The organism is Clostridium sp. JS66 (assembly GCF_033561535.1).
Classification (GTDB): domain Bacteria; phylum Bacillota; class Clostridia; order Clostridiales; family Clostridiaceae; genus Clostridium_AM; species Clostridium_AM carboxidivorans.
In genome coordinates this window covers 5,435,643-5,457,615 of the sequence record NZ_CP131467.1, presented here as the reverse complement: position 1 = coordinate 5,457,615, position 21,973 = coordinate 5,435,643, and the positions used below count along the sequence as shown (strand labels likewise).

Genomic DNA, 21,973 nt, shown 5'->3' with positions numbered 1-21,973 from the left:
TTAAAAGTGCTGGGTAAAATTATCGATTCTAATTTATGCGGTAGTATTTATAGAAAATATCAACATCTTCAAATATTTGTAAATAGTTGTTTCGTAAAATCAAAAAAATGTGCGATAGCACTCTGGCTATCTTTTTCATATTCTGAACTGCTGCCGTAAGTAGGCATTGTTCAGAAACTTTTTTGATTCCACGCAAACGAGCATAGCGTAGACCATGAAGATTTTTTGAATCTGCAAAGCTACGCTCAATTTTTTCTTTTCGTCTATTATATATACTTTTTCCTTTTTCTGTCTTGGTAAACTTAAAAACTTCTTCTTTATAGTCCTCCCAAACATGGCGTCTAATAGTTCTAAAGCTTGCTTTATCTGAAGTTAAACATTTATCTCTATATTTACAGTTTGTACAATTATCTGAATTACTAACATATTCTTTATAGCCTTGTCTATTGGTTGTTTTATATTTTAATAGGTACTTATTTTCACAAACATAACCATCTAAATCTTTAACATACTGAAATCTATATTTTGTAAATTTGCCTTTAACGTGCGGTCCTAGTCTAAAGCCTAAAACGGCCTTATAACTTTTCTCAGAAAGTTTTTTACAAATTGGATTAGTTGAATAACCAGCATCAGCAACTACATATTTTGTGTGAAAATTAAACTTTTCTATTTGTGTTTTTAATCTATCAATATAAGGATCTACATCATTAATATTTCCTGGAGTTACGTAGACATCAGTTATTATATTGTATTTGCCATCTACTGTTCTATGATCCAAATAGAAGAAACCTTTCGGTTTACCTTCTCTAACCATGTATCCACTTTCAGGATCTGTAGTGCTTACTTTTATTTCTTTAGTTTCAGCTATTTTTTCTTTTTTTTTAAAGGTTTTTTTCCATGTTCTATTCTATCTTTATCAATATCTTTTTCCAGTTGTTCAAGATATCCTTTAGTTGACTGAGTAATTATTTCTTTAGTAAACTTATTTTTATTAGCGTTAGCTTTTAAGTGAGTTGAATCTGTGTATAAAATTTTACCATCTACTAATTTTTTATTTATAGCTTGAAGTACAATATTATCAAATATCTTTTGATATATATTGGTATCTTTAAATCTTGCTATTCTATTTTGACTTATAGTTGAATGACTTGGAATTTTATCTGTAAGATTATATCCCAAAAACCATCTATAAGCTACATTAACTTCAATATCTTTAACAAGCTGACGTTCTGAACGTATACCAAATAGATATCCAATAAAAAGCATTTTAAATAAGACTACTGGATCTACTGATGGCCTACCATTATTGTGACAATATAAATCTTTTATTAGTTCTCTTATAAAAGAAAAATCAATATATTTATCTATTTTTCTAAGGATATGGTTTTTGGGAACTAAATTTTCTATATAAACTAATTCTAATTCATTTTGTTTTTCTGAATTATTTGTAAGCATATATTACCTCCGTAAAAACCCTATCGGGTTAATTTTATCTATATTATATATTCGACATTTATACAGAAAATCCTTTTTGAATCAAAAAAATCCCTATCGGGCAAAAAATTAAAAGAGCTGCTGACAAAATATGTTTATCAACAGCCTGAAGCTGATATAACAGCTTTTTTTTATTTCATAAAATTATATTTGTGTAAAATTTAAGTTACTATGGAAAATTAAAATATAAAATTTGAAAATAGATAAAACGAAAGTATAGTTTAAAATGTCTAATAGATGACAAGTTATTACTGGTAATAATATTATATCTTGGAGGATTACTATATGGATATAGAGGAGTTGACTATTAAAGCAAAAGGTGGAGATGAAAATGCTTTTTGTGAACTTATAAAAATCAATAAAGAGGTTTTATATAAAACAGCGTTTTATTATACAAAGAACAAACATGATTCATTAGAAATACTAGATGATGTCGTTTATAAGGCTTATAAATCAATTAAAAAATTAAAACGGGAAAAGTATTTCAATACTTGGCTAATGAGAATACTCATAAATAGCTGTATCAACTACATAAATAAAAGAAAAAGGTTGATATTCTTTAGCAAAAATATTGATATTACTGAAAAACACAAATCAGTTGATAACAGAGAAGAATTATTAGATTTATATAAAGCTATTGATACATTGGAGGACAAGTTTAAGATGATAATAATACTTAGGTACTTTAATGATTTAACTGTTCCTCAGATAGCTAGTATTATGGACTATCCTATCGGGACTGTAAAGACTTATATTCATAAAGCTTTAAAACAACTTAGAATTGAATTGGAGGTATAGGAATATGGATTATAACAAGAAATCTTTTAGGGAAAAACTAGAATTAATAGAAGTTCCAGAAGAAGTTGATTTAGTTATAGATAAAGCTATTAAGAGAGCTAAAAATAGACATAAAAATAATTTTTTAAAATCTATAGGGGTTTTAGCAGCTATGTTTGCTTTATTTGTATTTCTAAATAAAACTTCACCTGTTTTTGCTGAGTATGTAAGTGATACATCACAAGGAGTAAAAAACTTAATTAGCCATTTTGGAGATAAAGGAATTGACAATGCTGTTAAAAATGGATATGTTCAAGAAACTAAAAATAAGAATAGCTTTTCTAAATCAGCTGAGGACAAGGGAATTACAGCAACTATAGATCAATTTGCTATAAGTGGAAATGAGATTCTTATTGGATATACTGTAAAAGCTGATAATAAATATAATAATTGGGATGATATAAGCTATGATTCATTTCAAATGTTAGATAACAAAGGAAGAATATTGTTTGATACGAGAGACTGGAATGATATTGAAAAAGACTTAGCTAGAAAAAATATTAATGCCAGAGATTATGCTGTATACAATTCTTTATATTATATGGATGTTGATAGGGGAAGTTTTAAAAATTCAAGAGTAAAGAAAGGAATTTTTCATTTTAGTACCGATAAGACTAAAACAGCAGAAATACCTGACAGTATTACTATCAAATTTTACGATTTTTATGATAATACAATACAGCCTAGCATGTATAAAAAAATGAAATTTTTTGATAAACTATTTCACCAAGCTCCTAAAGTTATTAATGGAAATTGGATATTGAATATAAAAGTTGATGATAAATTCAAAAATGCTAAGGAAATTAACTATATAAAAGACACTGATGTAGATGAAAATTCAAGTATAAATATAGAATATGTAAATTTATATCCTACTGTTGCAAATGCTAAATTTTTAGTGCCAATTAATATGAGTGTTAATGATGTATATCTTGAAGATGATAAAGGGAGCAAATACAAATGCGGAGCTAGAGGAAGCCGTGAGTTAGAGAACTCTAACTTGTGTGAAGAAACATCTGATTTTGAGAGTCCTTATTTTGAAAAAAACTCAAAGTTATATTTGGTGATTAAAGGCAAAGAAAATAACAAGGAAAAAGATTTTAAAATAGCACTTAAGAAAAAATAGTTAAGTAAATAATTTAACTTTTAGTCGGAACATTCTTGTTATTTAGATATTACGGTATAATTTTCATATAAGTTAAATGACAATTGTAATAAAATGTAAATTGCAAAGGAGTAGAAATATGTGTAAACAGAATATTTTTGATAATGAAATTTTCTTTGAGGGATACAAAAATATTAGAGCCAATGAAGGCAATGCAAATAATCTTGTTGAAAAGCCAGCATTGTTTTCTCAGTGTCCAGATCTAAAAGGGAAAAAAGTTCTTGACCTTGGATGTGGGTATGGCGAAAATTGTATCTTATTTAAAAAAAGAGGAACGGACAGAGTAGTTGGAATTGATATTTCGGAAAAAATGCTATCGGTAGCCAAAGCTAAAAATACAGGGGATAATATTACCTATATACAAATGTGTATGGAGAATATTGGAATTTTGCAAGAACATTTTGATGTAGTATTTAGTTCTCTAGCAATGCACTATATAAAAGATTTTTCCTCACTTTGCAAAAATGTTTTTAAGTTGTTGAACACAGGGGGATATTTTATATTTTCACAGGAGAATCCCATCAATACTTGCTTTACAAATGGAAATCGGTGGACTAAAGACGAAAATGGTAATGTCATATTTGCTAACATATCTAATTACAGTGTTGATGGAGAAAGAAAATCCAAATGGTTTGTTGATGGTGTTATTAAGTACCATCGTACCTTCTCATCAATAATTAATTCTTTAGTAGAAGCTGGATTTATGATTGAAAAAATGTGTGAACCAGTTCCTGATATAGAAACAATAAAAAAATATCCAAAATATGCAAAGGATATTCATAAACCAGATTTTTTGATTATTAGAGCAAAAAAGCATTAGATAATGTCTAATAATCAAATAATGTCCAGGTTCAATTCTTGGCGAAGGTTCAATATCTGGGACACTATCCATTACATTAGGAACATTAAGTTAATGCCAATGAATACTTGTTGCTTGTGGAAGATGACTAATTACTCTTATATTGACATAGTCTCCTGGATAAGTTCTTCTAAGATTCAGATGAGTTAAAATGTCTAAATGACATTTAACGAGCTTGCTTAGGTAAGAGGTATTCCTCATAGGCAAAGTTCACCTGAATCTAAGAATCACTTGATTAGAACTTTCTAAAATTCGTTATGATTAAGTAGAAGAAAATTTTATCATAATTTAATATACTACTTTATTAAATTTGCACCTATTTCGAATGCTTTTTTACAATCTAAAGGAAATTGTATTTTTTTATGTGCTGCTTTTGCTTCTTCAGAAAAGGCACTAGATTCATATTTTGAGTAATCATCAAATTGGTAAGTATCATTTGAATACATAACTAATGGTTTTGTAAATATACGCTCAATAGTATGTTCAATGTGATTGAAGGCTTTTGGATAACCAGCTTGTTCCATAAGGTTTTCTGGAACATTCATTGTATAAATGAATGCTGTTGGTATCTTCTTTGGTGCAATACAAGAATAATTCTTATCATACACTAAATAAGGAAATAATAGTCTTTCTAAAAATGTCAGTAATTGACCTGTTATATTACTAAAATATATTGGAGAACCAAAAATAATCCCATCAGCTTGAGATACCTTTTCTAAAACTTCGTAAATATCGTCTTTTATAGCACATTTTCCATAACTTTTACCTCCAAGTCTTTTGCAGGCAAAGCAACTTTTACACCCAGTATAGTTTAAATCATATAAATTAATTATTTCAGTTTCAACTTCTTTATCTTTTGAAGCTTCTTTTACTCCATCTAAAGCTTTTTGAAGTAATGTAGCTGTATTTTTATTTTTTCTTGGACTTCCATTAATAGCATAAATTTTCATAGTAACACTCCTCCTATTTCTTTATATTTTTTTATTTATAATTTATGCTATAATTATATATCATAAAGTTATAAATATATAAGTACGCAGTTTTTTCTGCTTTAGTATAAAAAGTATACTATTGAATTTAAAAGAGGTGTGATTATGAGTAATGATATGAATTGCAGTAGAGAATTCTATGGTGATAATATACATGATACAAAATGTCCCCTTATATATGCATTAGAGGTTATTGGACAAAAGTGGAAGTTGCCTATTATGTGGTACTTATCTGATAATGAGTTCACTAGATATAATGAATTAAAACGAAAAGTTAAAGGTATTACTAATATGATGCTTACAAAATCTTTAAAAGAATTAGAAGAACATAATCTTATTGTTAGGATACAATATGAAACGATTCCTCCTAAAGTTGAATATGCTCTAACAGAAAGAGGTAAAGCACTACTTCCTACATTGAATGAATTGTCTAAATGGGGTGAAGAACAACTTAAACTTGATAAGGCAAAATCAAATTCTTAAACGCTTCTCATTTACTTTAACACGCAATTTTCTTATTTAAAGAAACAATTAAAAAAATGAACAATTTACAAAAATACTGTATTATTCGAAGTTGAATTTTACAGTGTTTTTTCGTCCCATTACAAATATAAAATGTACTTATTGTAAATTTTCTTCCGATTAATTAATAACTTAAAAGAAATTTACGTCTCAATCAGTATTAACCTGAAGAATTACTATATGAATATAGAGGAATTGGCTACTATAATTGCTTTAGTTGGCTTTGCTTTGATTTGTGAAGTTGTAATAAAAAAAGATTCCTAAAAGAATCAGAAATTGGTTTGGCATAGAGTAATATGTATTCAGAAAAGAAAGGTATGATATTGAATATACAAGGAATAATGAATATATTTAGATATTATGGTATAATTTTGTATAAGTTATATGATAATTGTAATTTTGTGCGAATATTTTCCAATTAAATAAGAGGGATGTATATTGAATAACATCTAAATATATATTGACAATTTTAAGGTGGCAAAAGAATGAGAGTATTTCAAACATGTTTTTTTATAATCGGAATTATATTCTATTTAATATTAGGATATATACCAGAAATAGTTTTTAGGTTGTGTTTATGTTTAGGTGCTAAAAAAAGAACTAGGAAAAAAAGAACTACAAAAAAAAGAACCTCGAAAGAAAAGCAAAAATATATTGATTTAAAAAGCATCTATGAAAGAATATTGGAGATAAGATATGTTAGTCCAAAGAAAGCTATAATGGTTGCAATTGTAATGAGTGTAACAATTTGGCTTGTTAAACCATACTTGCTTGATATTCCACAATTAATAACTGGAAAATTTAATTATGTAACTGCGGAGGTAGAAGATATAAGACATTTTAATAAAGATCCAATGGAGTATGTTTATCTCTCTAATGGAAAAAAGGTTGATTTTTTCTTTTCTTCTGGTGTTAGTAGATATAAGAAGTATAGAATAGGGTATCTTACCCACACCAATAGAGGAATTTATTGTGAAGAAATTAATGAAAGTAATAGTCATAGAACGGTTATAGGTTTTCCTTTTAAAGATATATTAGGATACTTAGCTGCACTTGGTGTAATATTCTTTTTAATATTTATTTCACCATATGTAAAATTGATATTATTCATACCAGTAAATATAATTTCCGTTCCCGTATTTATATATTACTTTATAAAATATCGAATTGATAATGGTATTTGGTTTTCAAGTGAAAATAGAGGATTTGTTTTCTTGATGTTTGCTTTGGTAATTATATTAACAACACTTTTTGGGTATTTTATTGAAAAGGGGAAATCTGATGATTGTCATGTAATTTATGTCTTTGCTCAAGTTTTTTCAATTTGTGAGTTAGTTTTTCTTATTTGTTTAGTATTTAATTTGGATTAAAACTAGAAAAACATGTGATTAAAGAGAATTAATCACATGTTTTTTTTTGTAACACTTTTCTCAACACTCTGAATTTTGTTTTTTTAACTGTTGAATTTAAAGGCTAATGTATGCTGCAGCGTCCTAAAAAGGCTATTTTTTTCTGTAAACTATGTTCTGGCATGGTTATTGCTAATAATAATGGCATAGACAGAAGGGAGGTCGATTTGATAATGCAAATTATTTTAGCGAGTCATGGTGATTTGGCAAAGGGAATGAAGGACACTTTAAATATGATAATCGGGGATGTATCTATGGTTGAAGCTTTTTCCTCATATAGAGATGAGAATGTGAATGTTAGGGATGCTGTAGAGGGAATAATAAAAGAAAAATATGCTAAAGAGGACATATTCATTTTAACTGATATTCTTGGAGGCAGCGTTAATACGGAGATGATGTCTTTGATAAAACAATACCCTAAAATACATGTGCTTTCAGGTATGAATTTACCTGTAGTTGTTTCACTTGCTACTCAGGGCGAAGAAATTTCCGAAGAACTACTAGAACAAATTATAAAAGACAGCCAACACAGCATAGTTAATTGTAACAAATTACTTAATGAATGTAAAAGTATACAGGAGGGAGATTTATGATTAAATTATTAAGAATTGATCATCGTTTGTTGCACGGACAAGTAGTTTTCTCATGGACAAAGACTTTAGGAGTTTCAAGAATTATTGTTATAGATGATGAAACTGCTAAGGACGAAATGAAAAAAATATCACTAAATTTATCAAAGCCTGTTGGAGTAACTTTAAACATATTTTCGGTGAAAGAAGTTCTAGCAAAGATGCCAAAGGTAGAACAGTTAAAAGACAATATTATGATTGTTTTTGGCGGAACTAGAGGGGCACTAGAATTTTGTAAGGGCTATTCTAAGGTTACTGAAATTAATTATGGTGGAATTGCTAACAAAGCAAATTCAAAGCAGTATAGTAATGCTATTTTCCTAAATGAAGAAGAATTAGAAGATAGTAAAAAGTTAAAAGAGATGGGAATCAACTTGTATATGCAGCAGGTGCCTACTTCTAAGAAAGAAGATTTAACATCTAAAATATAAAAGGAGGGTACAGAATGTTAATCAAGTCAATATTATTAGGTTTTATTGGTGTTATATGTATCTTAGACTCCAGACTTTTAGGTAGATCAAATTTAGAAAGACCGCTGATAGTTAGTACATTGGTAGGACTTGTACTAGGTGATCTTCAAAAGGGACTGATGGTTGGAGCTGCTCTTGAATTAATTTCCTTGGGGTTAGTAAACATAGGAGCTGCAGCACCTCCAGACATGAATATGGCATCTATTATTGCAACTGCTTTTGCTATTTTATCGAATGCAGACTCACAAGCAGCATTAACTATTGCAATTCCAATTTCGGTATTAGGACAAATGATTGGGGTTTTAGTGAGAACTATTCTTGCAAATTTAACTCATAGGGCTGACTCCTTAATTGAAAAGGGCCAGTATAAGAAAGCATATAATATTCATATTGTATGGGGAACGCTTATGTACTCACTAATGTACTTTATACCAATATTTTTGGCAACTTATTTTGGAACAGATCTAGTAAAGAATATTGTGGCAGTTATCCCAGCATGGGTAACAAATGGCTTGAATCTATCAAGTAAAATTTTAACAGCTTATGGATTTGCTTTATTGCTCAGTACTATGCTATCAACTAAAATGTTACCGTTTTTATTTGCAGGTTTCTTTGTTACAGCATATTCAAACTTAAGTGTAACTGGCGTTGCTATTTTCGCTTGTATTATCTCATTTGTTTTGGCAGAATTTAAATTCAAGAATGAGAAAACAGTTGATGAATTAGATCTTTAGATACATGGGAGGTATAAAAATGAAAGGCAAAGAAAAGCAAAAGGATCCAAATAAGTGGAAATATAGACAGTTTCTATGGCGTTCATGGGCTATTCAGGCTTCATGGAATTATGAAAGACAAATGAATATGGGATTTTTATATGGTATAGCGCCTATTTTGGACCAAATTTATAAAGATCCTAAAGACGATGAATTGAAAAAAGAAGCTTACAAACGTCACATGAATTTTTATAACTGTACCCCTCAAACCAGTGCTTTTGTTTTAGGATTAAGTGCTTCAATGGAAGAGCAATATTATGAAGATAGAGAAAATTTTAATCCAGAATCAATTAATGCTATGAAAACTTCGCTCATGGGACCATTGTCTGGTGTTGGTGATTCCTTTTTTCAAGGAACTATACGTATATTGGCTTTTGGGCTTGGTATTAATCTTGCGCAGAAAGGAAGTATTTTAGGTCCAATACTGGCAATTATTATATCTGTCATTCCATCTTTTCTTGTTACATATTATGGTGGAAAGATTGGCTACTCAATGGGAAATAAGTACCTTACAAAACTTTATAATGAAGGTCTTATGGATAAGGTAATGTATATTTGTTCTATTGTGGGACTCATGGTTATTGGTTCCATGATGGCCAGTATGATTGGAATCACAACTCCAATCAAGTTTAGTGGAAAGTTTGTACTGCAGGATGTATTAAATGGAATAGTTCCACAGATTATTCCGTTAGGAGCAACCTTTGCAATGTATTGGTTATTAAAAAAGAAAGTATCAACAGGTTGGATGTTAACTATATGTATTCTTGGCGGAATATTGTTAAATGTACTAGGGATATTCAAGTAAAGTTTAAAACATTCAAAACAAAGGATGTAAATATAAAAATAAAAATATAGGAGTGATTTATAATGAATCCAAATCAAATTATTAAAGAAATTAAGACAAAACAAAAGGAAATTAAGAGTGTTATATTTGTAGGTTGTGGTGCTTCAAAAGCAGAATTGTATCCAGCAAAATATTTTTTAGATAGTAATGCAAAAAAATTACGTATAAGTCATTATACTGCTAATGAATTCAATTATGCCACACCAGTTTCTCTAGATGAAACTGCTATTGTAATATCAGCTTCATTGGGTGGAAGTACACCAGAAACAGTAACAGCTAATGCAAAAGCTAAAGAAAGAGGAGCTTATGTAATTTCACTAACTCATGCACCTAATTCTGCGCTTACAAAGGATGCTGATTATGTTATATGCCATCGTTTTGCTGAAAACTATGGTGCTAAATTGGAAAAAATGGGTTATGCTCTTGAGCTTGCAGTAGAAATACTAAATCAATATGAAGGTTACGAACACTATGAAGATATGCAGACTGCTTTCAGTAAAATTTATGATTTATCACAAAAATCAGCAGAAGCTGCAATAGAAGATGCAAAGAAATTTGCAGAAGCCTATAAAGATGATCCAGTAATTTATGTTATGAGTAGTGGTGCAACAAATGAAGTTGCTTACTCTACATCAATATGCCTAATGATGGAAATGCAGTGGATTAATTCAGGAAACTTCCATTCAGGAGAGTTTTTCCATGGACCATTTGAAATAGTAGATAAAGATGTACCATTTGTTTTATTAATGAATGAAGGAAGTACTCGTACTATTGATTCTCGTGCTTTAACTTTCTTAAAGCGTTTTGAAACGAAGACAACAGTTATAGATGCTTTAGATTATGGTTTATCTTCAGCAGTTCCAAAAAGTGTTGTTGATTACTTTAATCCAATGCTAATTACAGCAGTATTCCGTGTATATGCTGAACAACTTTCTTATGCACGTAAACATCCACTAACTAAGAGAAGATATATGTGGAAATTAGCATATTAAGATAAAAAATAACCAATATTAAATTTAGTGGTTACTAGTATAAAAATTTATATATTCAAAGAAATCGACTAGTTTCGATTTCTTTGCTTTATTACTTTAAAGGTATGTTGTAAAATATCTTTATCTTATATTAAAAAAGGAGGTGTACTCAAGATGGGGATAGACATATCAAGATATTTGAAAGAAATTACTAAAGAATTTGATAAGGAAAATGTGAAAAGATTTTCAGCTAATTCAATAGCAGAAAATATTGAGTTAAGCCGCAGTACAGTAAGCAGTTATCTTAATAAAGAAGTAAAGCAAGGCACAATAATAAAAGTTAAAGAATATCCAGTAATTTTTTTAGATAAAGAAACATTTTCTAATTTGTATTTTGCTCCAAAATATAATGAATATAATACCATAGATGAGTTGTGGCAAGAAAATTTAAAGGTAAAAAAGATGGACACATTGAGTAATGTAATTGGCGCAAAGGGAAGTTTAAAAGAACAAATTGAACAAATAAAAACAGCAGTTCTTTATCCTGAGAACGGACTTCCTATAATGCTTCTAGGTTCAAGTGGTTCAGGAAAGACATATTTAGCAAAATGTATTTATGACTATTGCCTTGAAGAAAAGTTAATTAGTCCAGAATCTAAATTTATTTCTTTAAATTGTGCTCAATATTATCATAATCCAGAGCTTCTATCAAGCTTATTATTTGGGTATACAAAAGGAGCTTTTACAGGAGCAGACAGAGATAAAAAAGGACTTCTTGAAAGCGCAGATGGTGGTGTGCTATTTCTTGATGAAGTACATAGGTTAACGGAAGAAGGTCAAGAAAAACTTTTTACCTTTATGGATTCAGGTGAATATTCTCCTATTGGTGATAACAGCATAAAAAAAGAATCAAAGGTAAGATTGATTTTTGCGACTACAGAATCAATTCAATCAGCTTTTTTACCTACTTTTATCCGAAGACTTCCGGTTATTGTTAATATCCCCAGCTTTGCAGAGAGACCTCAACAAGAAAAAATTCATTTGATTGACAGCTTTTTCTTAAATGAAAGTGAAATATTACAACATACTATTCAAGTTTCTAAACAAGTAATGTCTTTTTTACTCTTCAGTAATTATGAAGGTAATGTAGGAAAAATAAAAAACATCGTAAAATACAGCTGCGGAAGCAGTTATGCTAAAATGAAGGATCAGAAAATTATAAAAGTACGTATCATGGAGTTACCAATTGGAAGCGAGGATAAGCTAAGAGAAAATCAGTATCATCAGATATCAAATAGGTATCAGGATAGAATTTATGATTATAAGCATCCAGAATTATTAAGTGTTAATAGCAGTGAGCAGAAAAACATTAAAAACACCTATTATAAATTTATTGAAGAATTTAAACAGGTTGAAGATGGAAGAATTACTTTTGAACGGTATATAAATGATATGATGAATGCAGTTAACCTTTTGTTGGATGAATTAATGTTTAATTCGGAAATTACAAGTAGTCAATCTCTTTTTTCTCTATTAACTTTTAATATAAAATCAACATTTAAATATATGGAAGAAAACTATGGCTTTGAACAGGATGGAAACAAAATTCTTTCCATAGCGCATTTACTTTATTTTAAAGAAGAACAGGAAATTTTAATTAATCATTCAGAATGGTACAGCATTAGGCCAAAACTTATTGAGCTTATTCAAAATCATATGAGTAATGTTTTGTGGCTGGCTAAATGCATGCTTACCCATTTAAGTGAAAGACTGGATTTTCAAGTTCTTGATGAAGATTTAATTTTAATTTCATTTTATTTAAATAGTATGAATGTACATAAAGTAAAAAATGAAATTAAAAGTATAGTACTAGCTCACGGATATTCTACGGCAAGTAGCATGGCCAACGTAGCCAATAGAATGTTAAAGAAAAACTTTTTCCAAGCTATTGATATGCCCATTGACACTACAATTGATTATATAGAAGGTAAGGTACTAGATTTTATTGATAACAATAGCACTGAAAATGGTTTGATTTTATTAGTAGATATGGGTTCGCTTTTTGATTTGAGAATTCGTCTGGAGAAGAAGATAAAGGGACCATTACTACTAATAGACTTTGTTTCAACGCCACTAGTTTTAGAAATTGGAAGTATGCTGCTGCAGGATAAAAATATAGTTGAAATTAATGAAGGGATTTTAAAGAATGTAAAATTTAGCAAACAGTTAGTTTATCCAGTTGAAAAAAAGAAAAAATCTATATTAACCTGCTGCTATACAGGCATGGGAAGTGCAATTCAAATTCAGGATATATTGCAGAAGAGTTTAAAACAAGAAGATCCTTCAATTGTTATTATTCCTTATGATTATCACAAGTTGCAGCAAAATAAACAAAGGGAATTACCTTTTCAGATGTATGATGTGGTAGCTGTTATAGGAACTGTGAACCCTAAAATAGAAGGAGTCCCATATATAGGTATAGAGCATCTTATTGGTGGAGAAGATATTGAAGCATTTATTAATATTTTAAAATGTAATTTTAAAATTGATGAAGAACAATTAAAAAAGGATCTGGTATTTAATTTTTCTATTAAAAAAATAATTGAGAAGTTAACCATATTAGATGTCAACAAGGTGCTTAATTTTGTGCAGGATGCTGTGGATAAAATGGAAGAAAAGTTAGGAATAAAATTATCTAATAATAAACGCTTTTTATTATATCTTCATTGTTCTTGCATGGTAGAGAGAATTTTAAGAAAAGAAGATGCTGATGTGCAGGAAGATATTGAGAAGTTTGTGCAAGGAGAGAAGAGAAAAATAGAGATTATAAGGTATGCCTTTGGTGAAATTGAAAAAGAGTATACTATAAAAATATCTGATTTGGAAATTAGATTAATTTTTGATATTGTCTTTGGCGACTAACAGGAGGTGGATTTTTGAAAAAAGCAGTGATTTTTGATATGGATGGGGTTTTAGTTGATAGTGAACAGTTTTACTTTAAAAGAAGAATGAAGTTTTTTGATGAATTAAAAATAGAACCAGCTACAAGGAAAATTCAAGATTTTGTTGGCTTAAGCAATGATATGATATGGAGAATGATGGTTCCTCATGATGGGGGAAAACGTAAAATTTTAAAAGAGAGGTATTTTAATTATTCCAAAGAACATGAGGTGTATTTTCCAGAAGTACTAAAGCCTTCAGTTAAAGAAGTCTTTAGAAAATTAAAAGATAAAAATCTTAAAATAGCTATAGCTTCATCTTCAGAAAAAGGTGAAATTTTAAGAATGGCAAGGGAATGTGAACTTGATTCTTATGTTGACTTTGTCATTAGTGGAGAGGAATGTACAAATAGCAAACCAGATCCAGAGGTTTATATTAAAGCTGTTAATACCTTAGAAATATTGCCAACAGAAGGATTAGCAGTAGAAGATTCAGTGCTAGGAATTAGAGCTGCAAAATCAGCAGAATTGAAGGTTGCAGCGTTAGTACCACAAGATTATAGTATGGATCAATCAGAAGCGGATTATCAGATAGACGATTTAATTGAATTGATTGAACTAATTTAAAATAGTAGAAAAATACTTAATATATTTCTTAATGCTTTCAGCTTGAAAAAATATATTTAGAGACCTTAGTAACGTAGATTACTAAGGTCTTTTAGCACTCCTTTGTTTATAAATGTAACTATAATTTACTGGGAGGTATTATAAGTTCTTTGCCATTCCTTTCTCAAAGTGACGAATCTCTCACCTAAAAGTCACACAGATGTAAGTTAAAGGTTCTATTATATAGGTAAGCCATGAGAAATGAGACACGCATAATGGAATTTTTAAAAATTGAGAACTTATGCAAAGTCTGCGGGAAATTTTACATTTAATATAAATATACTAAAAAGGAGTGTAACAGCATTTATGAAAATCAGTATTAAAAACGTGAGTATGACATATAAAACAGGAAAAAAGGCACTAAGCAATTTGAATTTGGAAGTTAGTAGCCCGAATTTTATAGGGCTTTTGGGTCCCAATGGTGCTGGAAAAAGTACCTTTATGAAACTATTGGTATCGAATATAATACCAACAGACGGCGAAATAATTGTTGATGGTAAAACAATACAAAAATACGAAAAAGAACTGAGAAAGCAGTTAGGTTATTTGCCTCAAAGCTTTGGTTTATATGATGAATTAACAGTTTATGAGTTTTTGGATTATATGTGTGCATTAAAAGAAATTAAAAGCAACGTGAAAGGTATTATTAGACAAGCTATTGAACAGACCAATTTACAAGAAAAAAGAAATTTTAAAATTAAAACTCTTTCAGGTGGTCAGAGGCAGCGTGTTGGTATAGCACAAGTATTACTTGGCAATCCTGAACTTATCATTTTAGATGAACCTACAGTTGGACTTGACCCAGAGGAAAGAATTAAATTTAGAAATATATTTTCGCAGACTGCAAAGGACAAAATAGTGTTACTTTCCACTCACATCATCGATGATATACAAGCCATTTGCAATAGAATTATAATCATTAATAACGGTACGATTTTATTTGACGGAACTTCGCCGGATTTAATAAAAGCTGTACACGGACGTGTTGGTTTTATTGAAGAAAAAGATAACGAGTCTCTAGAAAAAAGAATTGGAGATAAGTATATAATCACATCTAAATTGTTTACGGGGAATGGTATCTCTTGTCGTGTTATTGGCAAAGAAATAGAAAGCGCTATTCCACTTATCGAGCCTACTCTTGAAGATGCGTATACATACGTCATACACAATGGGGGGGTTCATTAAATGAGAAATACATTTTTTGCCTATGAAACAAAGCGAATTCTGAAGTCAAAGTTTACTCAAATAATAATCTTGCTAACGTCAGTTTTTCCTTTGATTGGTGTACTACTTTCAACCTACATTAGCGAAGATATTAGCAGTATAATGCTTGGAATAAATAGCTCTACTCTTTTATCTCAAACCATACTTTTTCCCGCAAAGGTAGGAGCAGTAATTGGAGCTTTTGCTTTTACGGCACTAACAGTTTTTGAGTTTGACAAAATACTTAGGTTTAGAGTCAATTATATAATTGAACCAATATCAAGTTCTATAAAGATAAATTTAACCAAAATTGCAGGCTTAATGTGTGCCGGTCTTATTTCAACAATGGGTTCAATGATAATTATGATTCCTCACTATATATTTAACGTGGGCAGTCTAACCCATTTTAGTTATTTCCTGCTCAGTTACACCTTAATAATTTTTGGCTCCATTGTGCTAACAATTCTTATGACCGCAGGATTTTATCTTATATTTAGGAACGTTAATATAACCTGCATTATTATGCTTTTAGCGGTGCTTTTTAGTTTTTTAACAGGAAATATCAATTATCAATATATGTGGGTTCACACAGGTGCTAGTGGACTTTCTGAAAATTTCGGAAGCGGGAATATCGTTTTGGGAATGCTCTGGAATAGGCTCTTTGGGTTATCGGTAGCTATGTCCATATTTTTATTCGGTATGTTGTGCCATAGATGTTATGAAAAAGGATTATTTAAATCTATCTTTAAAAACTGTAAAAAATATAAGCTCATACCAATTTGCTTTTTGGTTTCTCTTTTTGGAGTATTTTTTGTTTTTCAAAATGAACCGATTTTCAAATCAATTTCGCTTACGGATGTGGTGTCAGTATTGATTAATGGTAAAAAAGAAACGCCTGTAAACGTAAGTGTCATAGGAACTTCAAATATGTTTGTAGATCTTAAGATAGAAAAAGATAAAAATTGTGCTAGTGGAGCTTATTGTGAGGAGCTGCAAAACGGCACTGATAAGCCTCAAAATGTATATTTTGAATTAGCAGACGGTTATCAGATTAGTGAAATAAAGTTAGGCAACAAAGGCATAAGTTGTACACAGGTTTCGCCCAAGATTTTGAGCAGTGCAAAACTTAACAACGTTTTTGAAATAAGCATTCCAAGAAACACTAAAACTAAATTAAGCATAAGGTATTCAGGTACACCGAAAGCCAAAAGTACAACTAAAGATTTTTCCCAAGGAATTAGCAAAAATTATGTAAGGTTAAAGGACACCACGGACATTGCTCCTGTTGTTTGTGTTGAACAAAAGGATAGGGCTATTGAAGGAACAATAAAAATGGATTCAAAGTTTACAGTCATAACTCAGGGAGAAAAAAATCGCAAAATTTCTGAGCATGATGGTTTTACTACTTGGAGTTTTTCTTGGGATAAACTAAATGACTTATCTTTGACAGCCGGACGATATGGAATATTTGAAAGAAATGTAAGGGGCACAAATGTAGAGTTTTTCTATCCATTGGCTGCGAGAAAAGAATTCGAATCCAGAGGAAATGACACTTTAGATATATTCTCATTCTTTTCGGAAAAATTTGGGCCTCTAGGCAAGGATAGTCTTAAAGTAGTTGTAACATCAGGAGTACAGGGCGGAGGTGGATTTCAAAACGGAAATATTTCTTATGTTTCTGAAGATTGTTTAAAGAAAAAATCCAACGTGGAATCATCGACAGCATCTTCTTCTGACACCTTTGCTTTGCTCACCCATGAAATTGCTCATCAATGGTGGGGCACTGGAATAGATGTATCTAACGCAAACAGCCGTAATCAAATAGATAAAAATCACAATGAATGGACATGTGAAGCTTTTGCGGATTTTAGCACTTATTTATTCTTGAAAAACAAATTTGGAAAAGACTATGCAGAAAACTTATTGGTGAAAAAGTGGAAAGAAGGAGCAAATAAATTGAATCGAAACTTTTATCAAAGAAATCCTGAATACATGAACAAACTATCAATATTTCCAAAGTATTTCGTTGCATTAATTTTAAAGGATGATAAAATGTATCATTTGGCACCACTTGAAATTTACAATGTTTATAATAACACTGGTGAAGACAATTATTTTAATTCCATGAAAGTTATTTACCAAGAATATTATGGCAAAAAAGATAAAAAACTATCTTTTTCTGAGTTCTTAAATATTACTGGTGCTAAAAGGAGGTAGTGGTCAATGGATATAAAAATTCTTAAATATGAACTAAAAAGAATAATTTTTTCAAGGATATTTGTAATAACTTTCATAATTGCACTTTTCTTTTCAATGATTGACCTCTATACAGAAATAATACAAGGTGTTTCTGGTACGGCACCTTTTTCCAAGTGGAGTTATTGCAAGTTTTTGTGTGACATAAATACCATTATGTTATTAATTCTAATGCTTTCTTGCACAGGGCTTTTTTCTAGAAATGAACAAAGAGTAAGAGAAATTACTTCATGTACGTCTTTACCACAGAAAAAGTATTTGGCTACAAAAAGTTTAGCTCTGTCTATTTCTTACTTAATTATTGCCATATGCTGCATTTTCATAAGTTTTGTGTTTTACAAGACAACATTTAATTTTGCAGGTTTTCAAAATTTTTTATTACCGATGTTAATAATATTACTTCCAACTTTTGTGTTTGTTTTTGGAACCAGTATGTTTTTGGGCAGCAAAAGCCAAACCTTGCTTTATGCTTGGATTCCAATTGTTTTGATTTTGTCACTTATAAGCTTTAATAGCACACCTTTTATTGATATTTTCGCCAAAGGGTATGTGACTTATATGCCTACAGTTCTATCTGTTGATAGTCTCGGTGAACCTGTTTTTAGTTTGTCTTTGAATTTCATAATGAGTAGGCTTATATTTACTCTAGTAGGAATGGTTTTATATGCGGCTTCATTTAAGAAGCTTTCTGGAAAACCTTAAAAAGTTAGTATAAGTCTGTACATCATATTTAAATAAAAATGGTATGATTAAAAGCCATGCTATCAATGATAGAGTGGCTTTTAATTATTAAGCTACGCTGTAGATTTTTACTTCTGGGTCTGCATTCCACAAAGGTTGTAATCCTACAAAGACATCATTTTTGAACATTTCACTTGCTAAGTAAGCCTTTGCGTGTTCAATGTTGTCGAAGCCATGAAGAACTTGAACATCTTCATCACGAATCAAAAGATCTTTTGTTAATGCACCTTCGATTGTTTCAAGAAAGGGTTTTCTGTAATCTGTATAGACCTTTGCAGCAGCTTGACGATTGTTGTTGTTGATTTTCATTGTGATTTCTAAATAAGCATTTACTTTCATGAAAATACCTCCTGAATAATTTTTAGTGGCTCTTATTGATGAGCTCGTATGAATTATAACAATATGACTTGGAAAACAGAATATATTAGCAAATTTATGAGTTACTAATAAATTTCATAGTAACTTTTATTCTATAAAGAATTGTCATATACTATAGTTAAAAAATTAAGGAGTAAAGTCAATGTACAAACCTAAATTAGAAAAAGATATTCGCTGTCCACTGGAATACGGATTAACTGTTTTTGGTGGTAAGTGGAAGTCAAGAATAATCTGCGTTTTAGCTAAAGAGGAAACCTTGAGATATAGTTCTATTCGTAGTGAAATGACAAATATAACAGATGCTGTACTAGCTGCAACATTGAAGGAATTAGTTACAGATGAAATCATAAAAAGACAGTCTTATGATGAAATACCTCCAAGAGTTGAGTATTCATTGACTTTGAAAGGTCAGTCTGTAGTTCCAATTCTGCAAAGTATTTGTAAATGGTCTGGTGCTTATCATATTGAGGATAATGAAAATACACTTGCTCAATGTCAAAAGTGTGATTATAATGTGAACATGTAATTCAATGTAGAATGAGAACAAACTATAAATCTTTATTCATTCACAATAAAAGCTAGTTCATAATCCCATTTAAGTACCAAATGTAATTGTAGTTCAATGGCTTTAGGATATATAAAAATATAGTTTGATATAAAAAAGTATGTTATAATGATGTTAAGATATACACGCTTCATTGGAGATTATAAAAACACATATAGATAAAAGTTAGTAATATCAATGGTTTAAAGCCCTTGGATGTACACACATTCGAGGGCCTTCGTGTGTGAGAGCATATAAATAGAGGAGGATACATTATGAAAATTTCAAAGAAAGATGCGCTGCAATGGTTTGAGTTTTTTTCCATGTTACCAGAGGATGAGGAACTTATGGTAAAACAACAAGAAATCATTTATGCTACATTTGCACAAATTGAGGAAGTAATTGATCATAGAAATGATACTCTAATGTCAGAAATTAGAGGTTTAAAAACTTTGGGTAATAGAACTTTTTTCGTGGGAAGTGAAAGCAAGTTCTCCCAAGGGTGTCGTTCTTGTCTTTTGGGAACTGGCTTGAGTGCAATTAGGAAAACTAATAAATGTAATATAGAGTGTAAGTTCTGTTACAATTATGGAGATTTAGAAAATATTCCTCCTATTGGTGAAGGTATGTGGGAAATTGGGGATACAAAATTTTATGAGAAGGATATAGATTTACTTCTTTCCATCCACAAAAAACCTACTGGCATTTCATACGTTTATTTAGAACCGTTTATGGAAATTGAAAAATATTATTCTATCATAAGGAAATTTAGGGATGCACAAATTCATCAACATCTATATACAAATGGTACTTTGGCTACAGAAGAAACGTTGAAAGCATTAGCTGAAGCTGGTCTTGATGAGATACGTTTCAACCTGGGGGCTTCTAATTGCTCAGACAAAGTTATTGAAAACATTGGAATAGCCAAAAAATATATTAAAACTGTAGGTATTGAAACTCCAATGACTCCTGAGTTTTTTGAGGAATTTTTTAAGAAAAAGCAAGCAATCTTAGATACAAAGCTTGATTTTATAAATTGTGCAGAATTACATTTAAATCAGAATAACATAGACAATTATTATGGGGAAAACATGTATATTTGCAGACATGGCTATATTTCTCCAATTTGGAGCAGGGAATTAACTCTTAAATTCATGAAAATAGCCGATGAAGAAAATTGGGATTTAGCAGTTCATGATTGCTCAAACCATACAAAGTTTGCTAGAGATTTGAATTTGAGTAGCAAAGAGGGTAAGTGGTTTGGAGCTAGTGATTATGCTTGTGAGTTTTCCAAGATTCCATATGAAGCATTTTTACCAATACTTCGTGATGACAATTTTAAATTTTTAAGTGAAGAAGAATTGCCTGAAGGTTATAAGCCAGGAGAGTTGATTTTTTAGAGAATCGTAAAGCCCTTGAGTGTAGGTTATACACTTGAGGGCTTTTAAGTATGTTATAATTTAGTAAAAGATAAGTAGTAAATTTATTAAGGAGAACATATAATATGAAGAAATCAATCATTACAGCTACATTTAAAGCAGATATAAAAAAAGTATGGGAAGTAGTCACAAATAACAATGAATATGAGTGGCGTAGCGATTTAAGTAAAATTGATGTTTCAGCAGATGGAAACTCTTTTAAGGAATATACAAAGGATAATTTCACTACTAAATTTAATATTACTTTAAAAAAGCCTTATGAGCGATATGAATTTGATATGACTAATAAAAATATGAATGGCCATTGGATTGGAGTTTTTACTTCTGTTAATAATGGTACGGAGATTGAATTTACAGAAGAAGTATCAGTAAATAATCCTCTAATGAACTTGTTTGCAGGCTTGTACATAAAAAAGCAGCAATTAGGCTACATAGCCGATTTAAGAAAAAAACTGAACGAATAAATTTCCTTTATTGGTCGTATATTGGGTAGTTATTATTGCAGTTATTCGTTTGGCATCATTAGGTGTTGGTTTTATACGTTACAAACAGATCACTTTTTTACACACTTATGCTAATAAGTTAACAGGGATGGTTTTATTTTGTTTGCCATTTATATATATTGGATTAGGATTATACACAACAACTATTTTAGTTTGTTTTATTGCAAGCATTTCGGCCATAGAAGAATTAATTATTAACATTGTTTCTAAAAAGTTATGTAGAGATATTAAATCCATATTTTCATTATGCAAATGCAGATTCAATCCATTTTAAACCTGCGGTAGTAAATACATTAGCAAAGGATGCTTCCTATGCTTTAAAAATGTATTTGATTAAATGCA

22 protein-coding genes are annotated in these 21,973 nt (G+C 30.1%); 18 read left to right on the top strand and 4 right to left on the bottom strand.

Annotation, left to right across the window (positions count from 1 at the left end; genetic code table 11):
- Positions 1–28 precede the first annotated feature (28 nt).
- Positions 29–1,455 (bottom strand): IS1182 family transposase gene (locus tag Q6H37_RS25245; protein WP_412523864.1). Its coding sequence is split into 2 segments (ribosomal slippage): positions 29–867 and positions 867–1,455, totalling 1,428 coding nucleotides; the frame shifts between segments, so codons are not numbered across the junction.
- 324 nt (positions 1,456–1,779) lie between these two features.
- On the opposite strand from Q6H37_RS25245, the gene Q6H37_RS25240 reads away from it, so the two are divergent.
- The 3 genes from Q6H37_RS25240 to Q6H37_RS25230 all read left to right on the top strand — a co-directional run bounded on the left by Q6H37_RS25240 (position 1,780) and on the right by Q6H37_RS25230 (position 4,316).
- Positions 1,780–2,292, top strand: coding sequence for a sigma-70 family RNA polymerase sigma factor (locus tag Q6H37_RS25240; RefSeq protein WP_318737533.1), 513 nt, complete (start codon positions 1,780–1,782; stop codon positions 2,290–2,292).
- Positions 2,293–2,296: 4 nt separating this feature from the next.
- Entirely contained in the window at positions 2,297–3,457 is a 1,161-nt protein-coding gene (locus Q6H37_RS25235; RefSeq protein ID WP_318737531.1) for a DUF4179 domain-containing protein, read from the top strand.
- A gap of 118 nt (positions 3,458–3,575) precedes the next feature.
- Positions 3,576–4,316, top strand: a complete 741-nt coding sequence (locus Q6H37_RS25230; RefSeq protein ID WP_318737530.1) for a class I SAM-dependent methyltransferase — start codon at positions 3,576–3,578, stop codon at positions 4,314–4,316.
- Positions 4,317–4,651: 335 nt separating this feature from the next.
- Here Q6H37_RS25230 and Q6H37_RS25225 read toward each other — a convergent pair whose 3' ends face one another.
- Entirely contained in the window at positions 4,652–5,305 is a 654-nt protein-coding gene (locus tag Q6H37_RS25225) for a flavodoxin family protein (RefSeq protein ID WP_318737528.1), read from the bottom strand.
- A gap of 144 nt (positions 5,306–5,449) precedes the next feature.
- Between Q6H37_RS25225 and Q6H37_RS25220 the strand changes: the two genes are divergently transcribed.
- From Q6H37_RS25220 to Q6H37_RS25165, 12 genes are all read left to right on the top strand, one after another.
- Positions 5,450–5,827, top strand: a complete 378-nt coding sequence (locus Q6H37_RS25220; RefSeq protein ID WP_318737527.1) for a helix-turn-helix domain-containing protein — start codon at positions 5,450–5,452, stop codon at positions 5,825–5,827.
- A gap of 524 nt (positions 5,828–6,351) precedes the next feature.
- On the top strand, positions 6,352–7,236 hold the full coding sequence (locus tag Q6H37_RS25215) for a hypothetical protein (protein ID WP_318737525.1): 885 nt from the start codon (positions 6,352–6,354) through the stop codon (positions 7,234–7,236).
- Between the two features lie 212 nt (positions 7,237–7,448).
- Positions 7,449–7,868: a PTS fructose transporter subunit IIA gene (locus Q6H37_RS25210; RefSeq protein ID WP_318737523.1), complete on the top strand. Its 420-nt coding sequence runs from the start codon at positions 7,449–7,451 to the stop codon at positions 7,866–7,868.
- On the top strand, positions 7,865–8,335 hold the full coding sequence (locus Q6H37_RS25205) for a PTS sugar transporter subunit IIB (protein WP_318737521.1): 471 nt from the start codon (positions 7,865–7,867) through the stop codon (positions 8,333–8,335). Before Q6H37_RS25210 ends, Q6H37_RS25205 begins: the two co-directional genes overlap by 4 nt.
- A 14-nt stretch (positions 8,336–8,349) precedes the next feature.
- Positions 8,350–9,108, top strand: a complete 759-nt coding sequence (locus Q6H37_RS25200) for a PTS sugar transporter subunit IIC (RefSeq protein WP_318737519.1) — start codon at positions 8,350–8,352, stop codon at positions 9,106–9,108.
- A gap of 19 nt (positions 9,109–9,127) precedes the next feature.
- Positions 9,128–9,952 carry a PTS system mannose/fructose/sorbose family transporter subunit IID gene (locus Q6H37_RS25195; protein WP_318737517.1) on the top strand — a complete coding sequence of 275 codons (825 nt, stop codon included), beginning with the start codon at positions 9,128–9,130 and terminating at the stop codon, positions 9,950–9,952.
- 62 nt (positions 9,953–10,014) lie between these two features.
- Positions 10,015–10,983: an SIS domain-containing protein gene (locus Q6H37_RS25190; RefSeq protein ID WP_318737515.1), complete on the top strand. Its 969-nt coding sequence runs from the start codon at positions 10,015–10,017 to the stop codon at positions 10,981–10,983.
- A gap of 153 nt (positions 10,984–11,136) precedes the next feature.
- A complete protein-coding gene (locus Q6H37_RS25185; RefSeq protein ID WP_318737513.1) occupies positions 11,137–13,884 on the top strand; it encodes a sigma 54-interacting transcriptional regulator in 2,748 nt (915 codons plus the stop codon).
- A 14-nt stretch (positions 13,885–13,898) separates the two neighbouring features.
- On the top strand, positions 13,899–14,528 hold the full coding sequence (locus Q6H37_RS25180) for an HAD family phosphatase (RefSeq protein ID WP_318737512.1): 630 nt from the start codon (positions 13,899–13,901) through the stop codon (positions 14,526–14,528).
- A gap of 345 nt (positions 14,529–14,873) precedes the next feature.
- Entirely contained in the window at positions 14,874–15,752 is an 879-nt protein-coding gene (locus Q6H37_RS25175) for an ATP-binding cassette domain-containing protein (RefSeq protein WP_318737510.1), read from the top strand.
- Complete coding sequence (locus Q6H37_RS25170; protein WP_318737509.1) at positions 15,753–17,987, top strand: hypothetical protein; 2,235 nt, start codon at positions 15,753–15,755, stop codon at positions 17,985–17,987. It begins immediately after the preceding gene.
- Between the two features lie 6 nt (positions 17,988–17,993).
- Positions 17,994–18,728 (top strand): hypothetical protein, encoded by a 735-nt coding sequence (locus tag Q6H37_RS25165; protein ID WP_318737507.1) that lies wholly within the window; start codon positions 17,994–17,996, stop codon positions 18,726–18,728.
- 87 nt (positions 18,729–18,815) lie between these two features.
- Here Q6H37_RS25165 and Q6H37_RS25160 read toward each other — a convergent pair whose 3' ends face one another.
- Positions 18,816–19,106: a hypothetical protein gene (locus Q6H37_RS25160; protein ID WP_318737506.1), complete on the bottom strand. Its 291-nt coding sequence runs from the start codon at positions 19,104–19,106 to the stop codon at positions 18,816–18,818.
- A 181-nt stretch (positions 19,107–19,287) separates the two neighbouring features.
- On the opposite strand from Q6H37_RS25160, the gene Q6H37_RS25155 reads away from it, so the two are divergent.
- The 3 genes from Q6H37_RS25155 to Q6H37_RS25145 all read left to right on the top strand — a co-directional run bounded on the left by Q6H37_RS25155 (position 19,288) and on the right by Q6H37_RS25145 (position 21,592).
- Positions 19,288–19,671 (top strand): helix-turn-helix domain-containing protein, encoded by a 384-nt coding sequence (locus Q6H37_RS25155; protein ID WP_318737505.1) that lies wholly within the window; start codon positions 19,288–19,290, stop codon positions 19,669–19,671.
- 293 nt (positions 19,672–19,964) lie between these two features.
- On the top strand, positions 19,965–21,089 hold the full coding sequence (locus tag Q6H37_RS25150) for a radical SAM protein (RefSeq protein ID WP_318737504.1): 1,125 nt from the start codon (positions 19,965–19,967) through the stop codon (positions 21,087–21,089).
- 104 nt (positions 21,090–21,193) lie between these two features.
- The gene (locus Q6H37_RS25145) at positions 21,194–21,592 is read left to right on the top strand and encodes an SRPBCC family protein (RefSeq protein ID WP_318737502.1); all 399 of its coding nucleotides are present in this window, start codon (positions 21,194–21,196) and stop codon (positions 21,590–21,592) included.
- A 105-nt stretch (positions 21,593–21,697) separates the two neighbouring features.
- Here Q6H37_RS25145 and Q6H37_RS25140 read toward each other — a convergent pair whose 3' ends face one another.
- Positions 21,698–21,883, bottom strand: a complete 186-nt coding sequence (locus tag Q6H37_RS25140; RefSeq protein WP_318737500.1) for a hypothetical protein — start codon at positions 21,881–21,883, stop codon at positions 21,698–21,700.
- Positions 21,884–21,973: the final 90 nt, after the last annotated feature.

Excerpts from the sequence above, each read along its gene's own strand:
- Q6H37_RS25240 (WP_318737533.1), top strand. The coding sequence starts at position 1,780 with ATGGATATAGAGGAGTTGACTATTAAAGCAAAAGGTGGAGATGAAAAT.
- Q6H37_RS25235 (WP_318737531.1), top strand. The coding sequence starts at position 2,297 with ATGGATTATAACAAGAAATCTTTTAGGGAAAAACTAGAATTAATAGAA.
- Q6H37_RS25230 (WP_318737530.1), top strand. The coding sequence starts at position 3,576 with ATGTGTAAACAGAATATTTTTGATAATGAAATTTTCTTTGAGGGATAC.
- Q6H37_RS25225 (WP_318737528.1), bottom strand. The coding sequence starts at position 5,305 with ATGAAAATTTATGCTATTAATGGAAGTCCAAGAAAAAATAAAAATACA.
- Q6H37_RS25220 (WP_318737527.1), top strand. The coding sequence starts at position 5,450 with ATGAGTAATGATATGAATTGCAGTAGAGAATTCTATGGTGATAATATA.
- Q6H37_RS25215 (WP_318737525.1), top strand. The coding sequence starts at position 6,352 with ATGAGAGTATTTCAAACATGTTTTTTTATAATCGGAATTATATTCTAT.
- Q6H37_RS25210 (WP_318737523.1), top strand. The coding sequence starts at position 7,449 with ATGCAAATTATTTTAGCGAGTCATGGTGATTTGGCAAAGGGAATGAAG.
- Q6H37_RS25205 (WP_318737521.1), top strand. The coding sequence starts at position 7,865 with ATGATTAAATTATTAAGAATTGATCATCGTTTGTTGCACGGACAAGTA.
- Q6H37_RS25200 (WP_318737519.1), top strand. The coding sequence starts at position 8,350 with ATGTTAATCAAGTCAATATTATTAGGTTTTATTGGTGTTATATGTATC.
- Q6H37_RS25195 (WP_318737517.1), top strand. The coding sequence starts at position 9,128 with ATGAAAGGCAAAGAAAAGCAAAAGGATCCAAATAAGTGGAAATATAGA.
- Q6H37_RS25190 (WP_318737515.1), top strand. The coding sequence starts at position 10,015 with ATGAATCCAAATCAAATTATTAAAGAAATTAAGACAAAACAAAAGGAA.
- Q6H37_RS25185 (WP_318737513.1), top strand. The coding sequence starts at position 11,137 with ATGGGGATAGACATATCAAGATATTTGAAAGAAATTACTAAAGAATTT.
- Q6H37_RS25175 (WP_318737510.1), top strand. The coding sequence starts at position 14,874 with ATGAAAATCAGTATTAAAAACGTGAGTATGACATATAAAACAGGAAAA.
- Q6H37_RS25170 (WP_318737509.1), top strand. The coding sequence starts at position 15,753 with ATGAGAAATACATTTTTTGCCTATGAAACAAAGCGAATTCTGAAGTCA.
- Q6H37_RS25165 (WP_318737507.1), top strand. The coding sequence starts at position 17,994 with ATGGATATAAAAATTCTTAAATATGAACTAAAAAGAATAATTTTTTCA.
- Q6H37_RS25160 (WP_318737506.1), bottom strand. The coding sequence starts at position 19,106 with ATGAAAGTAAATGCTTATTTAGAAATCACAATGAAAATCAACAACAAC.
- Q6H37_RS25155 (WP_318737505.1), top strand. The coding sequence starts at position 19,288 with ATGTACAAACCTAAATTAGAAAAAGATATTCGCTGTCCACTGGAATAC.
- Q6H37_RS25150 (WP_318737504.1), top strand. The coding sequence starts at position 19,965 with ATGAAAATTTCAAAGAAAGATGCGCTGCAATGGTTTGAGTTTTTTTCC.
- Q6H37_RS25145 (WP_318737502.1), top strand. The coding sequence starts at position 21,194 with ATGAAGAAATCAATCATTACAGCTACATTTAAAGCAGATATAAAAAAA.